Raw genomic sequence first — 18,949 nt, 5'->3', positions numbered from 1 at the left:
TCTGATACAAATTTTCCAAATAAACTCGGTGGCGGTAGCGCTATCATGGGAAAGGGCGGCAGCCTTTCTGTCCGCAGTTCATAAGCACAATTTTCGGAGACTTGAGCATGATTTTGGAGACTTGCCATGGCCGCAGCCGTTTCAGTTGACGCCGGCTCCCCCGCAGGCGCCGCGGCCAGACTAGCCGAGCGCCTTCTCGGGATGCAGGCCAACCGCGAAGTTATCCCGACGGATCCAAACCACTCCGTAAGGTGGCATGAACACGACTATCCGAGTCCCATTGCACGCTGGAACTACCACCCCGAATATGAGATCCACCTGATCCGCAAGGGAACAGGCAAATTCATCGTGGGTGACCACATCGGCACGTTTGAAGCCGGCCATGTCGCCCTCATCGGGTCCGGACTCCCCCACGACTGGGTCAGCGACCTTCAGCCCGGCGAGGTCCTGGAACGACGGGACGCCGTCATCCAGTTCGACGGTAAATGGGTCCAGCAGTGCGCCGCCCTGATACCCGAGCTTGCCGAAGTCCACCTGCTCCTGGATCAGTCATCGCGCGGCATCCAGTTCCTGGGCCAAACAGCGGAGAACGCAGCGGCGTCCATCGAAGCCATGGGCGTATCCGACGGACTGTCCCGCCTTCGCCACTTGTTCGAACTGTTCGCTGTCCTGGCCCACGCCCCGCTTGAAGACCGCCTCTACCTGGCAGATGAGTGGTTCCGGCCCCAGCTGGACGGCCAGGCCGCCGCCGTCGTCGATATCATTCTCGAGTACGTCTTCAACAACCATTCGGGCGACGTCCGGATGTCCGAGGCGTCCTCCTTGGTGGGAATGTCCGAGTCCACGTTCTCAAAGTATTTCAAGCGCGCCACCGGACAGAACTTCAGCGACCTCGTGCGCAAATTACGTCTTGCCCACGCCCGACGCCTCCTGGAGCGCAGCGACAAGGCCATCTCAGAAATTTGTTACGAAGTCGGCTTTTCAAACCTCTCGAACTTCAACCGGCACTTCCTCAACGACCTTGGGGAAACACCAAGAAGCTACCGCCAGCGCGTTCAACAATGAGGGCCCAAAAACATCAACTTGATCGTGGGTGGCAGAGGGATCCGCTTCGGTATGGGGACTCGGAACGGGCTGACAAACTCATGCCGAGGGCCCAATTCCATGCTCTGCCCGGCCGTATTCATGGGCAGACGCTGATACCCGCACGTCCAGTCCTTGAGATTTTCAACTCATTCATTGCGTCGTGGAACATTGGCTGAATGGTTCGTAATCCGGGCGGCTGCTGCGTGGACGCCTCCAAGCAACGGCCAGGATAAGGATTGCTGAAGACCAGACTAAGCGGGCAGGCATTTCCGGGCTTCGGAAGCGACGACTGGCCTTACTTTCGGCTGTGGTCAGCTGGTGAGTCGATACTTTTGATCAGTTTCATCATCGGCTGGTAAATGATGCGGTGGACTCCCGGGAGTTTGGTTTTTCTGTTTCGTGGGATGCCAGCGTCGAAGCGTCTTGGCATCGCGGCAGACCTGATTCGAAGTATCAGGCCTGCTGCGGCTACGGGCGGAGTTGCAACTTGGATTTTCCGGGGGCGCTACGGGCGGACGAGCACCTTGAGGGATTCGCGGGAATCCATGGCGCGGTAACCGTCCGGGACTTCATCCAGGCTGATGGTGCGGTCGAAGACCTTTCCGGGGTTGACGCTGCCGTCCAGGACGCCGGGCAGCAGGGTTTCTATGTAAGCCCTAACGGGTGCGGGGCCGCCGGTGAGGGTCACGTTAGGTCCAAACATGGAACCAAACCCGATGGGCGCGTCCTCGTATTGCGGCACGCCGACACGGCTGATCACACCTCCGGGACGGACCACACCGAGAGCCTGGTCGTAGGCTGGCCGGTGCCCTACGCACTCCAGCACGGTATGGGTCCCGTCGCCGCCGGTAAGGTCGCGGACCTTCTCGATGCCAGCCTCGCCGCGCTCAGCAACGACTTCAGTGGCACCGTATTCGATGCCGAGGTCGGTGCGGGCTTTATGTCGTCCCATCAGGATGATCTGCTCGGCTCCGAGCTGTTTGGCGGACAGCACCGCCATCAGGCCTACCGCCCCGTCGCCAATAACCGTGACAGTGGTCCCGGCGTTGACGCCCGCCTTGATGGCCGCGTGGTAGCCGGTGCCGTAAACGTCCGAAAGGGTCAGCAGCGAGGGCAGCAGTTCGCTGTCCTCGCCAACGGGAGCCGTTACCAGGGTGCCGTCAGCGAAAGGTACGCGGACGGCCTCAGCCTGGGCGCCGCCGATCCCGCCGGCGGCCCAGAAACCGCCGTGGCGGCATGAGGTCTGCAGGCCCTCACGGCAGAAGTCGCAGGTCCCGTCAGACCATGCGAAGGGGGCGATGACGAAGTCTCCCGTCTTCAACGTGGCGACGTCTTTGCCGATCTCCTCGACCACACCGATGAACTCGTGGCCCATCGGAGATCCCTGGTGGGATTTAGGCATGCTGTGGTACGGATGAAGGTCCGACCCGCAGACGCACGAACGGACAATGCGCACCAGCGCGTCGGACGGATCCTGAAGGACGGGATCGGGCACGTTCTCTACGCGCACGTCCCCGGCACCATACATGAAAGTTGCTCGCATCTGACTACCTCTCTTGGTTTGTAGTGGGAAAAGACGCCTGCCCAGAGTGCCTAATGAACGGTCCTTCATGATTCCCCCTTGACGCCAGGCGGATGTTTGACCGGGAGATTCCACTGGATGACATCGCTGAGTCGTGCAATGGAGACCATCCGGGTCTGCGCGAGGATGTGCACGGCCTGGAGCCCAACATAGAAGACGACTGAGCCGATAATCAGCACAGCGAGGATATCTGCAGGTGGGTTCTGTTCATGCTTTCTCCTTGCTGGCGGGGGTGGACCACAGTTCGGTCGCCGCCCAGCTGGCGAGGAGCCGGAGGCCGTCTTCAGAAGGGGTGCCGGGGTCTGCACTGTAGGCCGTTAGCGTGAGCCCGGGCGCATTCGGAAGTTCGAGGGCGTCGAACGCCAGGTGAAGGTCCCCGACAGCAGGGTGGCGGAAGTCCTTGTAGCCTGTGCCGTGAAGGCGCACGTCGTGCTGCGCCGATCGGCTGCGGAAGTCCTCCGAACGGGTAGATAACTCCCCGATCAGGTCGGTGAGGGGCTTATTGAACGGATCCCGTCCCGCTTCGGTGTGGAGGATGGCGACGGCGGTGTCGGCTGCCGTTTCCCAGTTGGGGAAGAGTACGTGCGAGCGGTGATTAAGAAAGGTGAAGCGCGCCAGGTTCGGGGGTTCGCTGTTTGGGCCGTATGCCTCTGAGTACAACGAGCGGCCGAGATCGTTGATCGCCACAATGTCCAGCCGGCCGTTCCGGACGAACGCGGGGACTCCTATCATCGCGTCCAGCATTCTTTGCACGCTGGGCGTCACCGCCTGGTTGACTTTTCGCCGCGGCCGCGCCGAAGGGGAGGCCGCCCGAGCCAGATTGTAGAGGTGGTCCCGTTCGGCCTCGTTGAGCTTCAGCGCTTTGCCTAGGGACTCAAGCACGCCTTCGGAAACCCCGGCCAGCGAGCCGCGTTCAAGTTTGGTGTAATACTCGACCGAGACGCCGGCCAACATCGCAACCTCTTCGCGCCGTAATCCGGGGACGCGGCGTTTGGCGGCGAAAGTTGGCAGGCCGCACTGCTCCGGGGTGAGTTTCGCCCGCCGGGTAGCCAGGAACTCACGAATCTCCTTGCGGTTATCCATTCCAACTACCCTACGGCCGCATTCATCTCGGAGGGAGTCCCTGTCAGTACCACCTATTGGCAGGGTCTCCCGCGCAGATGAAATGCGGGCTTAGCTTGTGTGATGACCGATTGGACCCCCGATGAGTTACGGACCGTCACCTCCAGCGACGACTTCCACATCTCGCCGTTCCGAGCTGACGACATACGGCACACCGACCTGGATCTGGTCCGCGTCGTGGACAGAACTGTGTACGTCAGGGCATATAACGGAACCGCATTCGCTGGTACCGCTCCGCCGCGTCGAGGGGCGGGGCGCGGGGCGGATCACCGCCGGTGATATTGAGAAGGACCTCGCATTCGTCCCCACTAATAGCGTCGTTGAATGACAGGATTGACGAGGCCTACCGGCGAAGTACGCCAACAGCGCCTACCTCCCGGTAATGCTCAGCTATAAGACCCACGCTGCCACAGTCTGTGTAGAACCACCCGAAAGGCAGAGACCCTGACCGCCCAGAGGACCGGCTGGACCGGGGCCGGCGAGACCCGCCGGGCAATCCTCTGGAGTGCCCTGCGGTTCTAATGAACACCTCGGCGGCGCATCCGCGGAAAACGGTACCGACACGTGTGCAGCGAATGCTGCCGCCGCTTCACGAAAGGCGTTTCCTATGGCACTGAACCACAGCTACATCTTTGACCTCGATGCGGACGTTATACGAACACCGGTTAGGTACTCGAACCGTTTCGGCATTGACATAGCCGCCGACCTTTACCTTCCCGAGGATATTGACACGGCAAAGCGCCATTCGGCGATCGTCGTCGGTGGGCCATTCGGTGGTGTCAAGGAGCAGGGCGCAGGTATTTACGCCCACTCCATGGCAAAGCACGGGTTCCCGGCGCTGGCCTTCGATCCGGCATATAACGGTTACTCCGGCGGTGAACCGCATCACCTAGCCTCACCCGAGAGCTTTGTTGAGGACTTCAGCGCCGCTGTTGACTTCCTGGGCACGCGGTCCTTTGTCGATCGGGAACGCGTCGGTGCCATCGGAGTCTGCGGCTCGGGTGGCTTCGCGCTGTCAGCAGCATCGACCGATCGGCGCATCAAAGCTGTGGCGTCGGTGGTCATGTATGACATCGGTCGTTACTACCAGCGCGGCTACGCGGACTCGCTGACCGAACATGACCGGGACGACATGCTTGAAGCCGTGGCGCAACAGCGGTACGTCGACTTCGAGACCAGCGCGCCGCCGGAAATGACACCGCGGTCCGCTCCGCTGGACTTCGACGACGACTCTAATCCGATCGCCCGCGAGTTTGGCGAGTTCTATTCGAGACACCGTGGCTACCACCCGAATGCGATCACACAGTTCACGATGACCAGTGCGATGCCGTTCATGAACTTCCCGTTGCTGTCCAAGATTGAGTGGATTTCACCGCGCCCGATCCTGTTTGTCGCCGGTGAAAACGCCCACTCGCGCTACTTCACAGAGGATGCTTTCGCCCAGGCGTCCGAGCCGAAGGAACTGTACCTCGTTCCGGGCGCCGGACATGTTGATCTGTATGACAAGACTGACCTCATCCCATTCGACATGCTCACGGAGTTCTTTACAAAGAATCTCGCCTGAGCGGCGATTCGGGCGCCCAGCCGGCCGGCTCGTCGGCTGGGCTCCCGGACGCTTCGATTAGCCGAGGAAGATAGCTTTATGAAACTGCACGTGATAATTGACGGCGTCGTCCTGGACGCGGCGCTCGATGACAACCGTGCGGCCTGCGACTTCGCCGCGCTCCTGCCTCTGACGCTTACTCTGAGCGACTTCCACGGAACCGAGAAGGTCAGCGACCTACCCGACAGGCTGGCCACCGATGGCTGTCCGGCCGGTACAGCTGCCCGTGCAGGAGACCTTTGCTATTACTCGCATTGGGGGAACCTGGCCATCTTCTGCCGGGACTTCGGCCGTTCGGCCGGCCTCGTCAAGATCGGCCACCTCGAGAGCGGGACTGCCGCACTGACCGCCCAAGTAAGTACGTTCACCGCCACATTCGAACTCGCCAGGGAGTGAGACCGACCCCTGACGTGGCACATTGCCTGAACACTAATCAGCAGGAGATGACATGAAATGGCTCCACATCCGCTCGGGCCCGCCATCGGTGGCGGCCGTTCAAGAAGGCGACCGGGTCACGATGCTCGAGCTGTTCTTTGACCTAGTGTTCGTCTTTGCCTTCACTCGTGTGACAGGTCTCATGGCGCACGGCGAGGTGCCAGGGTCGTTTCTCGAGGCGTTCATCATTCTGTCGCTGTTGTGGTGGTCTTGGACGTCGTACACCTGGCTGGCAAACGAGGCGCGCGCGAGTCGAGGCCTGCCACGTACCGCGTTCGTCATCGCAATGGTTGCCATATTTATCGCCAGTCTCTCGATCCCGGAAGTCTTCCACGACGCCCCGGGAGGGCTGGACGCGCCCATGACCCTCGTCGTCTGTTACGCAGTCGTCCGCACGGCTCACCTCGGCACCTACTTCATCGCCGCCGGGGGCAACTCGGCGCTGCGCCGTCAGCTCGCCATTACAGCGGCCACTGCAGTCGCGCCCACAGTCGCGTTGTTGGCCGTCGGAGCTGCGGTCGGCGGGGCGCCTCAAGTCTGGATCTGGCTAGCCGCAGTCCTCTACGATTTCGCAATCATCTTCGCCACGGCCGTCTCGGGCGGCGGCTGGGGCATACGCTCGGCCGCACACTTCGCGGAGCGGCACGCCCTGATCGTCATCCTCGCGCTAGGCGAATCCGTAATGGCGATCGGTTCCGGACTCGCAGAGGAGCACCTCGACGTACCCATCGCCAGTGGCGCAGCTCTGGCCCTCCTAATTGCAGTGTGTTTGTGGTTCGCATACTTTCACGGCCTCCACCGCCGGCTTGAGGACCGGCTCGCCAGTCGGCAGGGGCAGGAGCGCGCCAAGGACGCACGCGAGATCTTCACCTACCTGCACTTTCCGATCGTCGCCGGTATCATCCTCACAGCGCTCGGTGTGGAGCTCGCAATGGCCCATCTCGATGCCGCCCGTTTCGGCCCTCTTGGCGCTTGGGCTCTGGCCGCTGGGCCCGCCCTCTTCCTCGCCGCTACCGCCGCGGCGGCATGGCGCTCCGGACGAGAGCGCCTAGCTCTCCGAGCCGTGACAACCATTGTTCTCCTAGCCCTCGCACCGATCCTGGCGCTCTCAGCGCCGCTGTTCGCTCTGGCGGCAGTACTGGTGGTGCTTGCCTCGTTCGCCCTCATCGAAACCCGGCTCGGCAGGCCCACCCGAGCAACCTGGCCGACTCGGAGAGTTCGGAACACCGATATGTCTGATCCCATGTGAACTTTTGAACGGCTGGCTGCCGTTTTTTTGTGGAACCCTTGTGGGCGCGGGTGACCACTAGGGGGGTGTTACCGCATTGTCAGGCGGCATGTAGCCGTCGCGAAGATCGTCCCCCCGCATAGGGGTCCTTGGAAATTCATGAGCCGGTGCGAACAGCAGGTGAGGCCCCATTCGCGGTTGAGCGTTTCCATACCGCATACTGCGCCTTGAGCCAGCGAACGAAGCGCACAAAAACTCCTTTATTGTGGAACAGCTCAACGCCAGCTCATTGTCCACCTGGTAGCCGATCACGGCATGGAAGTGGAAGGGCGGGACTGGAGTAATCCACTTCCTGCCGCGCACCCCACGGGATCCTTTTGCCAGCGCGGCGCTCGGCTGCAATCGCAGGATAGGCGGCTTGGAGCCACTGCGGAATGGCGTAGGTTGGCGCGGCGAGGATCACTTGGATAGCCGCTGGTAGGCGGCTCCCAGGACCGGAGTGAGCAGGCAAGGTCGAATTCGCCGTCCCGCGGTTCCCCAGCGGACCACGATTCGCCCACCCGGATCACGTTGGTCCCGGCATCGGGAAACTGACTCCGCTTTACACTCCCAGACGGGCATTTGGTGCCGTTGAATGAATGTCTGTCGTCTGTCGGGAGGAACGGTCCCTGTCAACATCCACTGCAGGTGCTCCAATTCCTGCTCCGGCGCCCTCTTCCCAAGCTGCCACAAGTGAAGCCGGATGCGACGCCTGCGTTGAAGCGGTGCTAACTGCCGTCCCGCAGATTGAAGGGTGTTTGGCTCGTGAAGCGGATCTCGTCGAACCGCGCCACGCAACTCCCGCCCATAGGTGCTTGGGACAGGAAACCGACATGGACTGGCTTATGCGTGTCCAATCGAAACAGGCGGACGAAGCTCCATTTCTCGCCGTCCGAGGACGAATGGAAGGCCCATTCAGGGCCTACCCGACTCACGCGCAGGTAGGCCCGTGGATCTCCAGCAACAGGCGAGTTGCAGTCGTCCGAGTAGCCGTTGGTCACTACGCTGACCACCATGGCCTCTCCCTGGGGAGAGTATTCGAAACAGAGCTTGGCCCAATGATCCCGGTCGATCCACAGACTCAGCGCCCCGGCGCCGAAAGTCGTTCGAGGCGACTGCACCCTGACCCTGGCCGACAGCGAAAAGGATTCCGGCGCCGTGAAGCCAAGTGCCGATGCACGATGCTGCTGCTCTCCGCCATGGAAATCGTTACTCCAATCAACTCCTAACCCCGGCTGTCAGCGTCAGCGTGGAATCCACGTAGTTGTATTCTGCTTCACTTTCGATGTCCGTCCACGTCAAAGGTGGGAGTCCTGCTGCTTCGGGGGTCATAGCCATACTCCTCATTTCAGTAATCAGCTGCTGTCAATGCTGATGCAGCGAGAGGGCCAGAGGCGTCTTACCGTTCCGGCCCTCTCGCTGGGCATGTGGTTGATTATTTGATGATGACGTTCGCAGTCAGCTTGGTTTCATCCTGAGCGGTCATGGTCACCTCGAGGCAAGACCCTGCCCTCTTAGGCGTCTTCCAGTTCCACTGGAAGTGCCCATCCTGGTACACCAGGCCCGCCAAGTCCCTCGTGACGGTCTCGATCTCATCGGTCACCGCTCCCGGCCCGGGGCAGGCCACGCCCGCGGCGGTGAAGGACTTGACCTTGCTTACATCGGTGAGCTCGGTCGCTCCGTCGAATAACTCAAACCTGAACGGAACAGTGCTTCCGCCCTTGACCGTGTTCCAGTCCCCTCCCATGTCCACCGGTGCCATGAAACCAGTAACGCTCCAGGGCAGAACCCTGTACTTCAGCTCAGCGGTGCTGACGTTGCCGGCGTTGTCAGTGGCCGTTGCGGTGTAGGTGTGTTCCCCTACCGTGGCCCCTCCACCGGTGACTATGCACGAGGCCAGGCCCGAGACCGCGTCCGCGGCTTCGCACGTCGGTGCTGCCGCGTCATGGCCAAAGCTGTAGTCACCGGTCGGGCCCCCGGCCAAGGCCACAGTCGGGGCGGTCGCGTCTATGCGGATAGTTTCTGCGCCGCCGGAGTTCTCCACGGGGACCCCGTTAAGCACAGCACGGTAAGACAGGATCGTCTCCCCATCCCCCGCCACCTCAACAGGTGCAGTGTAGGGCTGCCACTCGCCCTCACCAAGGCGATACTCAATACCGGCCTGCGCACCCTCATTCAATGCCAGTGCAACAGACGCCGGACCGGAACGCCATCCTGCAGCATTTGCATCAGTACCGGAAATCGTCGACGATACCTTTGGCTCGGGAGCGACCGCAGGATCCTTGACGAGCTGCCATTGCTGGGAGCCGTCGATGGTCGCATTCTGCAGCGTCAGCGATGCCCCGGCTGATGCGCCCGTCAGGTACGCATTCGTGTTTCTTGCAGCCTGGAAAGTGTAGTAGCCGTCGGGTGTCTGGGTCACGTTCCAGAGTCCGCCGGGCCTGATGTCCACCCACTGCCCGATCCGCTGGCCGATCGTCGCGTTGCCGGTCCAGATAGCCGCTTCACGCCCGCCGGCCTTGTTCAGCAGGGTCGCCTTTCCATCGGCCTTGGTGACCAGGTGCCAGTATTGCGTGTCAGGTTTGGGCGTCGCGCCCAGGTCTTCGAGCCTGACATCCGGTACGTCTGAGTTGCCGATGTTTGCGTCGGTGGTGTTGCCGCCGGTTCCCATTACCTGGCCGGTCTTGCGGTTTACCAGTCGGTAGTACGCGCCCTCTGAGTGTCCGAGGTCGACGTCGGCGTGGCGGATGACTGCCATGGCGGTGGCTCCGCCCCAGGTTCCCTGGAAGATATGGACCCGGCCGGTGCCCTCGACGTACTGCAGGGTGCGGCTGTAGCCTGCTCCCAACGGGGCCTGGTACTGGGTCCAGACGCCGTCACTGCGTCCGCTCTCGTTCATCCAGACGGACCCGCTTCCGGAAGCGTTATAGACCAGGCGTCCGTCCGGCAACTTGATGGTGACCGGGCTTCCGCCCCAGGAGAGGCCCCGTGAACCAGTGGCAAAGGGCAGCAGGCCCTGCTTGCCGTCTGCCCGGCTGATCTCTTCGCCGTCGGCATCACCATCGGCGTAGAACTTCAGCGGATCATTGGCCATCTTGAACCGGACGTTGGCGCCGCCGCCCCAGTACTCATAGGTGATGAACCACTTGCCGTCTGTGGTGGGAACGACATTCGTCATACCCGGACGACCGCCGCCGATGTAAGTCTTTCCGCCGGCAGTCACATTCATTCCAGCGACGTCGACGACGGGGGCGCTCCACTCCGCACTGGAGCCATCCCATGTTTTGTGGGCGAGGATCTGCGTGTGGGGGTCCGTGGCCGTGTCATTGTCCGGGTCCAGGATGGCGACGCCGGTCAACGGGTCGTAGCCAAGGTATTCGTTTTCATCCGAGTAATAGGCAACGAGCTTCCCGTCATGGACCATCAGGTACGGCTCCCACACGGGATCCACCTGCCGGTAGGTGTTGGCATTGGCAACGTTCACTCCGGTAGCGCCTGCGCTGCCACCCTGCCAGCCACCGGTAGCGATGATGTTGACGACGTTCCACGTGGCGCCTTCGTCAGTGCTGGAGTACAGGGCGATTGCCATGTCCTTCCGGTCTCCGTCGTTCGTGGGGATCCAGTTCGGGTCGGCGGCTTTTCGCTCGGTGTAGTAGTGGTCCTCGCCGGTGACCGTTGTTGCCAGCAGGAGTGTGCCGGCCGTCAGGTTGCCCACTTTCTCAGGGAGCGTGTAGAGGTAGGCGCTTGTCCAGTTGCTTGTGTACTTGGCGTATTGCGGATCGCTGGAGAGGTAAGCGGGAGCCTTAACCTCAGCAAGAGGCTGCCATGATGTTCCGTCATCGTCGCTCTTGTAGACGGGCAGAGTCTGTCCTGTGGCTGCCCCGGATGAGGCTACGACCGTTGACTTTTCGAAGGCTGCCACCAGCCGGCCGCTGGGCAGTTCGGCGGATTTTGGGTAGACCGCACAGTTGCCACGGCCCTTGAGGCATTGTTCGTCCTGTGGCAGCTCGTACAGGATTCCGCCTTGCGGCGTGTAGGCCTGCGCTGGGATGACCGGTCCTGTAAGCATTGCAGCCGCGGCGACGACGGCACCGAGCGTTCTCCATGTCCTTGATTTGTTCATGGCCCTTCCTTTGGGGATTGTAGTGAGGTTCCGATACGGGCAGGTGCGCAAAGAATGCGCCAGTGACTACCCGACGGCCGCAAGGCAAGCACTCGTTCCGATGGTCCTTGCGACTAGCTAGGGAGGTGTGTCGCGTCCCGGGGGACAGCCGCCTGCGGGTAGGCGCGGCTGATCATGGTGCTGCGAGTGAGTGTGAAGCCACAATCAGCGGTCCATTGCCCTTGAGTCCTCTACGACTAAGTCTCTGGACGGTGCGTGATCATGGAGCTAACCGCTCGCGGCTGCGGCGGCTTCGACAGTGCGGCAAGGCCGTCCAGGGAAGCGGCCAGGCAGGTCGGCCTCAGCCTCCAACCAGACAAGGAGCGGCCTGGTCATGTTGGATGGGCGGAAGCACGGTATGACATAGAGGTACGGGACAAACCGGTGAGGCAGGCAATCCTTTGTAAAGGAATGACCCTGCCGAAAAAGAACGCTAGCCTAGTTTGTTTCCGGTAACAAGAGTTTCATCTACGTTTCTGTTACCGCAAACATCTAATGGCTAGTGTCGACCAAACCGAGCGGTACACAGCGCCGACAAAACCCGGGCATTTGGTCTTTTAGTCGTGCGATAACCCTGGGAGCGCTGCCGTGAAACAGTTGTGATGGTAGAAGCAGGCCATGACCAGCACCGACACCAGCCAGGTCTTGGTCTTGACTTCCTTGCAGGACGGTCTAGGACTCAACCTCACAGGCGAGGGTTGGATGAAACAGTGGCCCCACACCGTATCGGGTAAGTGCGCGATAGCACTCTGGACCAGAACGAGAAGAGCCAACTCGAGGGCCAGGTTTTGGACCGGGTCTTCACGGATAGAGCTTCGGGCAGGATACTGACAGACCACAGCTCACGGTGCCGCTGCGCTTCGCCCGCGATGGGGACAGCGTGGACGCGCACAGCATGGACAGGCTCGCCCGAAACCTTGACGACTTACCCGCTCTCGTCCAAGGCCTCACCCTCAAGGGGTGCGCGTGGAGTTCGTCAAAGAAAGCGTGGTCCTCACCGGCGAGGACTCCCCCATGCCAACTTCATGCTCTCCGTCATGGGCGCCTTCCACCGAATTTGAACGCTCCCTCATCCGAGAACGCCAAAGGGAAGGCATCACCCTGGCCAAGCAGCGCGGTGCCTATAAAGGACGGAAAGACCCTCACCGAATGACCGTGTGCCGCGGATTTCAGCTCCCAATTGCCAGCAACCCCGCAGGGCACCCGCCGATCGCCGTTGTGGGAGTCCCTCCTGGTACACCTCACAGCAGGGACTCCCGCACCCTCGATTTCCTGTGTTGCATTGATGGAGTACTCCTCGGACCGACCCGGAAGGCCTCCACGATGCGACTGCCCAGAACAACCACCGGCGCGTCCGAGTCCCCATCCGCAGACCAGGGAGTCGTGGGCACGGTCGTGCGCTTCACCGCCGGCCAAGCGGCCATCGAGGTCGTCATCGACGAGGACAACCCCACGACCCGCTCATTCCTTGCGATGTTGCCGATGACCCTGGCGTTCTCCGATTACGGCGGCAAGGAGAAGGTCGCCACCCCGACCGGGGAGTGGGACTTCACCGACACCGAGGGTTTAGATCCAAAAGTCGGGGACCTCTTCTCCTGCAAGCCGCGGGGCAACCTCGGGTTCTTCTACGACAAGGACGGGAACTCCTTCTCAAACGACCTTTCCAGGATCGGCAAGACCGAGGACATCGACCAGATCGAGCTGCTGGACGGGCAGCAGGTCACCATATCCGTCACCGGGTGAACGAAAGAAACAACGAATGACGCTCAATACGGCTCCTCTGACCAGGCGCGGACTCCTGCTGACCGCCACATCCTTCGGCGCAGTGGCCTTGGCAGCCTGCAGCAGCGCTCCCCCATAGGAGGCGGGTTCCTCTTCCACCAGCACATCGAGACGCGCGTGAACGAGCTCGTGCACGACACCCAGGCGCAGGACCGGCTACTGGCCGCCTACGCCGAGCAGACCGGCCTCGCGTTCTCCACAGAAACCTGAACCCCGACCCAGGCTCGCCAAACGAGGGCCACACCGCCCACAGAGAGGATCGACGACTTTGAGCGTCTCCACACACACCGACCGACCACTCCGCCGCGGCCTTATGGCCACCGCGGCTCTCCTCACCGCGGCAGCGATATCGCTGGTCCCGGCGTCACCGGCCGCCGCGCACCACGGCTGGGACGGCTTCGAGACCAATGAGCTCGTCTACGTCGCCGGCACCGTCTCGTCCGAGGGGAGCTGGGGCGATCCGCATTCGCTTTTCGATGTGGCACTGGATGCCCAGCTGCCAGCCAGCACACCTGATCTGCCGATCCCCGAAGAGCTGTCGGGTCCGGAGGATAGCCCCCGGGTCGAGGCCGCACTCGCGTATGACGGACCCCACGACGAGCTTGAGATCATCATCGCTCCGCCGTGGTGGTCGAGCAGCAACGGCTTGGAGCGCACGCTGAAGATCGGAGAACGCTTCCAGGGTGTCGGATACATCAACAGCACCGATGACGGCCTCTTCCGTCCGGTCGCGTTCTGGTATGGAGACGACAATGCGCCCGTCAACCAGGTGATCGGCAGCACGCTTCCCGTCCGAGCGCCGCTGCCGGGCGCTGCGGAGGCAAGCGACGGGCCTGTCGACGTGCCGTCCACGGTGGAGGATCCCGTGGAAATGGGCCGTCCCGCAGAGAATACCGACACCGCCGATGGCAGCGGCTCAGAGACGTGGGGAGTCTGGGCAGTGTTCGGTGCCGTCGTCGTCGTGGCGGTTGTGGGCGGCGCCTTCTACGTACGCCGCCGCACCCGCCAGGATGAACGGAACCAGGATGCCTGAATGGCTTGAACCGATCCTGCGCTGGCTGCAGGATTCCGCGCTCGGTGACGCCGTGCGTTCCACTCCCTTCATGTATGCGACGCTCGAGAGCCTCCACATCCTCGGAATCGCCGTGCTCGTCGGCCCGGCTTTCGCGTTTGACCTCCGCCTGCTGGGCGTAGGGCGTTCTCTGGTATCCGTCACGAAGGCCGCACGCTATCTCCTGCCCGTGTCCCACCTCGGCCTGGCCATCGCCGTCATGACAGGCATATTGCTGTTCAGCGCGCAGGCCGTCGGCGTCGCCGGCTCGGGTGCTGCGCCCTGGAAGCTCGGACTTCTGTTCCTGGCCGGGCTGAACGCCCTCGTGTTCCACCGCGGCGTCTACCATCGAGCCGACGAGTGGGCGGACGCCGAGGCGACGCCGGTCGCGGCCCGCGTCTCGGCGGTCGTGTCGATGACAACGTGGACGGGTGTGATCTTCGCAGGACGATTCCTGGCCTACGTCTGAAGGTTCGTTCCATCCCGCAGCACGGCGCAGAGCAGACCACCGACCTGAACGTCCTGCTCCTCCCGCCGCACGCGGCGGGTAACGAACCTCATGCGAATCGAACAAGGAAATCACCATGACGACCACTGTGAAGGCCTACGGGCCACCCACGCGACCGCACCCATGGAACCGATGACGACCGAGCGCAACGTCGGACGTGCTGATCGACATCGACTACGCCCGCATCTGCCACTCGGACATTCACACGATCCGCAGCGACTCGGGCCCCACCGCGCATCTGCCGGTCGTCGGCCACAGGATCGTCGGCCACAGGATCGTCGGCGTCGGCTGCCAGTCCAAATCCCGCCTTGAGTGCGGCCAATGCCTGAGTGGCCGCGACCGGTACTGCCTGGCTGGCAACACCAGACCTACAACGGGATCGACCCTCTGACGGAACGATTCGCACGGCAACTCCACACCGAGCCCGCCACCGACTCACCCTTATGTTTACGATCGCCGCCAGTGCCGCGGTCGGCAACCTTTACTGGGTCACCGCCTATCCGGTGCTGCTCGGAACGCTCGCTCTGATCGGGTTCAGTGCAGTGGCCGGATAGTTCCCTTATCCACTCGCCGGGGACCTCGCCAGAGATGACCAACGCCGCCGCGTGCTCGGCACCGTCGCCGCCGGCATCATGATGAGATTTTCGAGGACTTCCTACCGCAGTCCGGAGCGCTGTTCGCCTCCCTCGGCGTGCCCCTAAACGAACTGCTCAGTTAACAATGCCGGTCGAGTCGTCGCCCGAGGCAGCTACCTCGGAGCTGCACGGAGCTGGTTTTTCTGCCTGTCAGGCGTATCGAAAGCTCACACGGCTGTACAGCGGCAGCTGTTGCTATCGGGACTTATCGGTATGCCGCTGGTTTGTCACCGTCAGTGTTCGGCTGGGAGATTCCTACATTCTCATTCATGTAGGTACGGGGATTGGCGACTATGTTTGCGATGAACTCTCCGACGCTGGCCCGGGAGGTTTCCGTGCCTTTGAACGTCTCACCTTTTCGGGTGACCTGTAACTCCAGCACGTCCTTGTTGGTCAACCAGACTGGCCGGAGGATCGTGTAAACGAGGGATGACTGCTCCACGACGTCCGCGGCTCGCCGACTGATGGGGCGGAAAGAGCCGACCATTCCTAGGTCCCATGTGTTGAACGGCTCAGGTAGTTCGTCGTAAATGCCTCCTGCGTTGATGGTGATGATACGTGGGGTCCCAACGCTCAGTGCGGCGTCGACAACCGACGCCGTGGTTTTGTCCAGGTCTTCGCCGCCGAGCGCGACGATCACGATGTCCTGTCCGGTTATCGCTTGGGTGAGCACGCCTCGGTCGCGTGCGTCGCCTTCAAAGAGCACGGTGTTGCTGGTTACAGTCTCGGCCAGTTGCTCCGGTCGGCGCGCAAAGAGCGTGAGCGCAACGTCGGGTTGAGCGAGGAGGCGGGGGATGGTTTCCCTGGCGGAGCGACCGTTCGCTCCGATGACGATGGCGTTTTTCACGATGTGGTCTTTCTGGTTACTGGGCGGCGAATGGATTCGGGAGGGACGGGCGAGGGGCAGCGCCCTGGTGCATGGTGTTGCCCCTCGCTTTTGCTGTCACGGCGGATCAGGACGTTAAGCGCTTCCCGGGAATCCATGAGCCAGTGGGCTTCGGCGATGTCCCCGAGGCGCAGTTCGGGGTCGAAGACGCGTCCGGGGTTGATGGTGTGCCCTCCAAGACCCGAGGCAGAGCCTGCTCCAGATAGGCGCGGCTCGTTGCGGCCCGGTGAGGGTCGCATTTTTACCGAACAGCGACGTGAAGCCGAAAGCTTTAGCCCACCGGTCCAGCCGGTGGTGGTCTCTTCGGCCATTGGCGGTCCCCTTGTTCGAGTGATGTTTCGGGCCTGCACAACTATTCAACGTCGGTTCCATCAATGGAGGGAGTTACTGATGGAACGTGTACTGACAGGGTCTCCCCGAGCCGTCAAACCAGGCGTACCGTCGGATCCGTGGACAACAAGAAGGAAGTCCGCGAGTTCTTGATCTCGCGGCGTGCGAAGCTCACCCCTGAGCAAGCGGGCATTCCGGCCGGCACCAATCGTCGTGTCGCAGGTCTTCGACGCAGCGAGGTCGCCGTCCTCGCGGATGTGAGCATCGAGTACTACTCCAAGCTCGAACGCGGGAACATTGCAGGGGCGTCGGAGGCCGTGCTGCACGCCCTTGCGTCCGCGTTGCAACTCGAAGACGCCGAACGGGCACATCTGTTCGATCTGGCCCGCACTGCAAGTGCGCCCATCACCCCCAGGGCCCCCCGGCGCTCGTCCAGGGCGGCCGTGCTGCGGCCCGGTGTGCAACTCTCACTGGACGCGATTACCGATGGGGCGGCGTTCGTCCGGAACGGTCGAATGGACATGCTTGGCACCAACGCGCTCGGGCGCGCGTTCTACACTGAGGTGTTCGACGGTCCCGGCGCGGGCAACCTTGCACGGTATCAGTTCCTTGATGACCGCTCTCATGTCTTCTACCCGGACTGGGATTCGGCCGCCGATGTCGTCGTCGCGATCCTGCGCCGGGAAGCCGGCCGGGACCCGTACGACAAGGGCCTTCAGGATCTCGTCGGGGAGCTCTCCACCCGCAGCGACGACTTCCGTGTCCGGTGGGGCGCTCACAACGTCCGTCACCACGATCACGGCGTGAAGACCTTCAAGCATCCGGTGGTCGGTGAGATCACTCTGTCCTATGAAGGGCTCGAGCTGACCGCAGACCGGGGGCTGTCGTTGTTCATTTACGCCACCGAACCCGGCTCGGTCTCACATGAGCGACTGCGCCTGCTGGCCAGTTGGGCTGCGCCCGCTGTCAGGTCGGCAGACGCCGTCGACATCGATGCACCCGTTTGGGAGAAGTGACATGAACATCGAACCAAAGAATCTCTCACCACCAAAGGTCCCGCCGGAGACCTAACCATCCACCACCTCCCCGCGGCAACACAGTCCACCAAGCGGGGTCGAGTCGAACCCGCGAGCACTAGGAAGGAACATCATGAACGCCGAACTTCAACTGGAGGACGGAACCGTCCTCACGGTTGACTTGCTCGACACTCCCGCCACCACCGCGCTGGCAGACATGCTGCCCGTCACGCTGGAGCTGACCGACTTCCACGGTGCAGAGAAGATCGGATATCTACCCTCAAAGCTGCCCACCTCATCGTCCCCTGCGGGAAGCTCCGCCGCCATAGGGGACCTCTGCTACTTCGCTCCGTGGGGAAACCTCGCGCTGTTCTATAAGCGCCAACCCCATGCGAACGGCCTGGTGAAGCTTGGAACCGTGGACGCGTCGGCTGACGTCATCTCATCCATCGGTGAGCAGAGCGCTGTCCTGCGAGCGGTTTCCTGACTACAACGACCCCTCGACTCCCCTAAATCAAGAAGGGCCTTCATGCTTGCCATCATCAGTGACAACGGCATCCCCACCCTCGTGCAACGCCGCGAACCCCAAGCCGGGCCCAACCAGGTGCGGGTGCGTCCACGCGCAGTCGCACTCAACAACGCCGACCTGTCCGTCAGCAGCGACGAGGTCGCCGGTTTCGAATTTGCCGGCACAGTGGAGGCAGTGGGCGACGCCGTTCCCAAAAGCCTCTTGGGCACGCCCGTCATGGGCATCGGCATGGGCGCGTTCGCCGAGGTCGTGGTCGCCGACCACCGTCACCTCCTGCCCATTCCCAGCGGGCTGGGCGTCGCCGATGCCGCGGCACTTCCCACAGCTCTTTCCACCGAGTACGGCGCACTCCGCCGCGCGGGGCTGCGAAGCGGTGACACCGTGCTCATTACCGCAGCCACCTCCGGCATCGCCCTCGTAGGCCTCCAAGTCGCTCGCGCATTGGGCGCCGGGGTCGTTCTCGGCACAACCCGCACCCGTGGCCGCGCTGACCTGCTCCGCCGGGGCGGCGCCGACCATGTCATCGTCCTCGACGACAGCGCCGCGTTGGCCGATCGAGTCCGGGAACTCACAGGCGGCGAGGGCGCTGACGTCGTCCTCGACCATGTCGGCGGTTCGGGACTGGTCGATGCCGTTGACGCATCCCGAAAAGGCGGTGCCGTCGTGAGCGTGGGGCGCATCACCGGGCCCACTGCGGAAATCGACCTGTTCCGCCTCGCCCGACAGCAGATAACGCTGCGATCGGTCTCGTACGGACTCACCCCGCCCGAAACCATCGGAACCCTCATGGCGGGCGTGATGGTGGACCTGCTTAGCGATGTCGAGGCCGGACGTGTCCGCCCCATCGTCGATTCGCAGATGCCCTTCGAGGACGCCGACCGCGCATACAAACGGCTCGGCAGCGGTGCCGCTGAAGGCAAGGTCGTTCTCAGGCTCGACTAAACCCTCCCATCAG

At 62.4% G+C, this 18,949-nt stretch carries 19 protein-coding genes and 2 pseudogenes; 13 read left to right on the top strand and 8 right to left on the bottom strand.

Going from position 1 to position 18,949, the window contains the following annotated elements:
* The first annotated feature begins 126 nt into the window (after positions 1-126).
* Entirely contained in the window at positions 127-1,065 is a 939-nt protein-coding gene (locus tag M1E02_RS09765; RefSeq protein WP_479377829.1) for a helix-turn-helix domain-containing protein, read from the top strand.
* Between the two features lie 526 nt (positions 1,066-1,591).
* On the opposite strand, the gene M1E02_RS09760 is transcribed toward M1E02_RS09765, so the two are convergent.
* The 3 genes from M1E02_RS09760 to M1E02_RS09750 all read right to left on the bottom strand — a co-directional run bounded on the left by M1E02_RS09760 (position 1,592) and on the right by M1E02_RS09750 (position 3,751).
* Positions 1,592-2,629: a zinc-binding dehydrogenase gene (locus M1E02_RS09760; protein ID WP_479377828.1), complete on the bottom strand. Its 1,038-nt coding sequence runs from the start codon at positions 2,627-2,629 to the stop codon at positions 1,592-1,594.
* 65 nt (positions 2,630-2,694) lie between these two features.
* Complete coding sequence (locus M1E02_RS09755; RefSeq protein WP_479377827.1) at positions 2,695-2,847, bottom strand: hypothetical protein; 153 nt, start codon at positions 2,845-2,847, stop codon at positions 2,695-2,697.
* Between the two features lie 28 nt (positions 2,848-2,875).
* Positions 2,876-3,751 (bottom strand): helix-turn-helix transcriptional regulator, encoded by an 876-nt coding sequence (locus tag M1E02_RS09750; RefSeq protein ID WP_479377826.1) that lies wholly within the window; start codon positions 3,749-3,751, stop codon positions 2,876-2,878.
* Positions 3,752-3,853: 102 nt separating this feature from the next.
* On the opposite strand from M1E02_RS09750, the gene M1E02_RS09745 reads away from it, so the two are divergent.
* The 4 genes from M1E02_RS09745 to M1E02_RS09730 all read left to right on the top strand — a co-directional run bounded on the left by M1E02_RS09745 (position 3,854) and on the right by M1E02_RS09730 (position 7,077).
* Positions 3,854-4,069 carry a hypothetical protein gene (locus M1E02_RS09745; protein ID WP_479377825.1) on the top strand — a complete coding sequence of 72 codons (216 nt, stop codon included), beginning with the start codon at positions 3,854-3,856 and terminating at the stop codon, positions 4,067-4,069.
* A gap of 328 nt (positions 4,070-4,397) precedes the next feature.
* A complete protein-coding gene (locus M1E02_RS09740) occupies positions 4,398-5,354 on the top strand; it encodes an alpha/beta hydrolase (RefSeq protein ID WP_479377824.1) in 957 nt (318 codons plus the stop codon).
* A gap of 78 nt (positions 5,355-5,432) precedes the next feature.
* A complete protein-coding gene (locus M1E02_RS09735) occupies positions 5,433-5,789 on the top strand; it encodes a cyclophilin-like fold protein (protein WP_479377823.1) in 357 nt (118 codons plus the stop codon).
* 52 nt (positions 5,790-5,841) lie between these two features.
* The gene (locus tag M1E02_RS09730; RefSeq protein ID WP_479377822.1) at positions 5,842-7,077 is read left to right on the top strand and encodes a low temperature requirement protein A; all 1,236 of its coding nucleotides are present in this window, start codon (positions 5,842-5,844) and stop codon (positions 7,075-7,077) included.
* A 265-nt stretch (positions 7,078-7,342) separates the two neighbouring features.
* Here the strand turns inward: M1E02_RS09730 and M1E02_RS09725 are convergent, their stop codons facing one another.
* The 3 genes and pseudogenes from M1E02_RS09725 to M1E02_RS09715 all read right to left on the bottom strand — a co-directional run bounded on the left by M1E02_RS09725 (position 7,343) and on the right by M1E02_RS09715 (position 11,218).
* Positions 7,343-7,519, bottom strand: coding sequence for a beta-galactosidase (locus tag M1E02_RS09725; protein WP_479378121.1), 177 nt, complete (start codon positions 7,517-7,519; stop codon positions 7,343-7,345).
* A gap of 304 nt (positions 7,520-7,823) precedes the next feature.
* Positions 7,824-8,243: pseudogene (locus M1E02_RS09720) on the bottom strand (DUF1349 domain-containing protein); the annotation flags it as partial.
* A 287-nt stretch (positions 8,244-8,530) separates the two neighbouring features.
* Entirely contained in the window at positions 8,531-11,218 is a 2,688-nt protein-coding gene (locus tag M1E02_RS09715) for a PxKF domain-containing protein (protein ID WP_479377821.1), read from the bottom strand.
* A gap of 773 nt (positions 11,219-11,991) precedes the next feature.
* Between M1E02_RS09715 and M1E02_RS09710 the strand changes: the two are divergent.
* The 5 genes and pseudogenes from M1E02_RS09710 to M1E02_RS09690 form a co-directional block, all read left to right on the top strand.
* Positions 11,992-12,394: pseudogene (locus M1E02_RS09710) on the top strand (recombinase family protein); the annotation flags it as partial.
* 186 nt (positions 12,395-12,580) lie between these two features.
* The gene (locus M1E02_RS09705; protein ID WP_479378120.1) at positions 12,581-13,000 is read left to right on the top strand and encodes a cyclophilin-like fold protein; all 420 of its coding nucleotides are present in this window, start codon (positions 12,581-12,583) and stop codon (positions 12,998-13,000) included.
* A 307-nt stretch (positions 13,001-13,307) separates the two neighbouring features.
* Positions 13,308-14,072 (top strand): hypothetical protein, encoded by a 765-nt coding sequence (locus M1E02_RS09700; RefSeq protein WP_479377820.1) that lies wholly within the window; start codon positions 13,308-13,310, stop codon positions 14,070-14,072.
* Positions 14,065-14,559 (top strand): DUF6644 family protein, encoded by a 495-nt coding sequence (locus tag M1E02_RS09695; RefSeq protein WP_479377819.1) that lies wholly within the window; start codon positions 14,065-14,067, stop codon positions 14,557-14,559. The genes M1E02_RS09700 and M1E02_RS09695 overlap by 8 nt, the downstream gene beginning before the upstream one ends.
* 196 nt (positions 14,560-14,755) lie before the next feature.
* Positions 14,756-14,989 carry a hypothetical protein gene (locus M1E02_RS09690; protein ID WP_479377818.1) on the top strand — a complete coding sequence of 78 codons (234 nt, stop codon included), beginning with the start codon at positions 14,756-14,758 and terminating at the stop codon, positions 14,987-14,989.
* Between the two features lie 449 nt (positions 14,990-15,438).
* Here the strand turns inward: M1E02_RS09690 and M1E02_RS09685 are convergent, their stop codons facing one another.
* Together M1E02_RS09685 and M1E02_RS09680 are read right to left on the bottom strand one after the other, a co-directional pair.
* Entirely contained in the window at positions 15,439-16,080 is a 642-nt protein-coding gene (locus M1E02_RS09685) for an NAD(P)H-binding protein (protein ID WP_479377817.1), read from the bottom strand.
* On the bottom strand, positions 16,077-16,430 hold the full coding sequence (locus M1E02_RS09680) for a hypothetical protein (protein WP_479377816.1): 354 nt from the start codon (positions 16,428-16,430) through the stop codon (positions 16,077-16,079). Before M1E02_RS09680 ends, M1E02_RS09685 begins: the two co-directional genes overlap by 4 nt.
* A gap of 138 nt (positions 16,431-16,568) precedes the next feature.
* Here M1E02_RS09680 and M1E02_RS09675 point away from each other — a divergent pair, with 138 nt between their 5' ends.
* From M1E02_RS09675 to M1E02_RS09665, 3 genes are all read left to right on the top strand, one after another.
* The gene (locus tag M1E02_RS09675; protein ID WP_479378119.1) at positions 16,569-17,465 is read left to right on the top strand and encodes a helix-turn-helix transcriptional regulator; all 897 of its coding nucleotides are present in this window, start codon (positions 16,569-16,571) and stop codon (positions 17,463-17,465) included.
* 133 nt (positions 17,466-17,598) lie between these two features.
* Positions 17,599-17,952: a cyclophilin-like fold protein gene (locus M1E02_RS09670; protein WP_479377815.1), complete on the top strand. Its 354-nt coding sequence runs from the start codon at positions 17,599-17,601 to the stop codon at positions 17,950-17,952.
* Between the two features lie 42 nt (positions 17,953-17,994).
* Entirely contained in the window at positions 17,995-18,936 is a 942-nt protein-coding gene (locus tag M1E02_RS09665; protein ID WP_479377814.1) for a quinone oxidoreductase family protein, read from the top strand.
* Positions 18,937-18,949: the final 13 nt, after the last annotated feature.

The sequence above is a fragment of the Arthrobacter sp. Z5-13 genome, from assembly GCF_056499105.1.
This window is presented reverse-complemented; position numbering and strand designations above follow the sequence as displayed.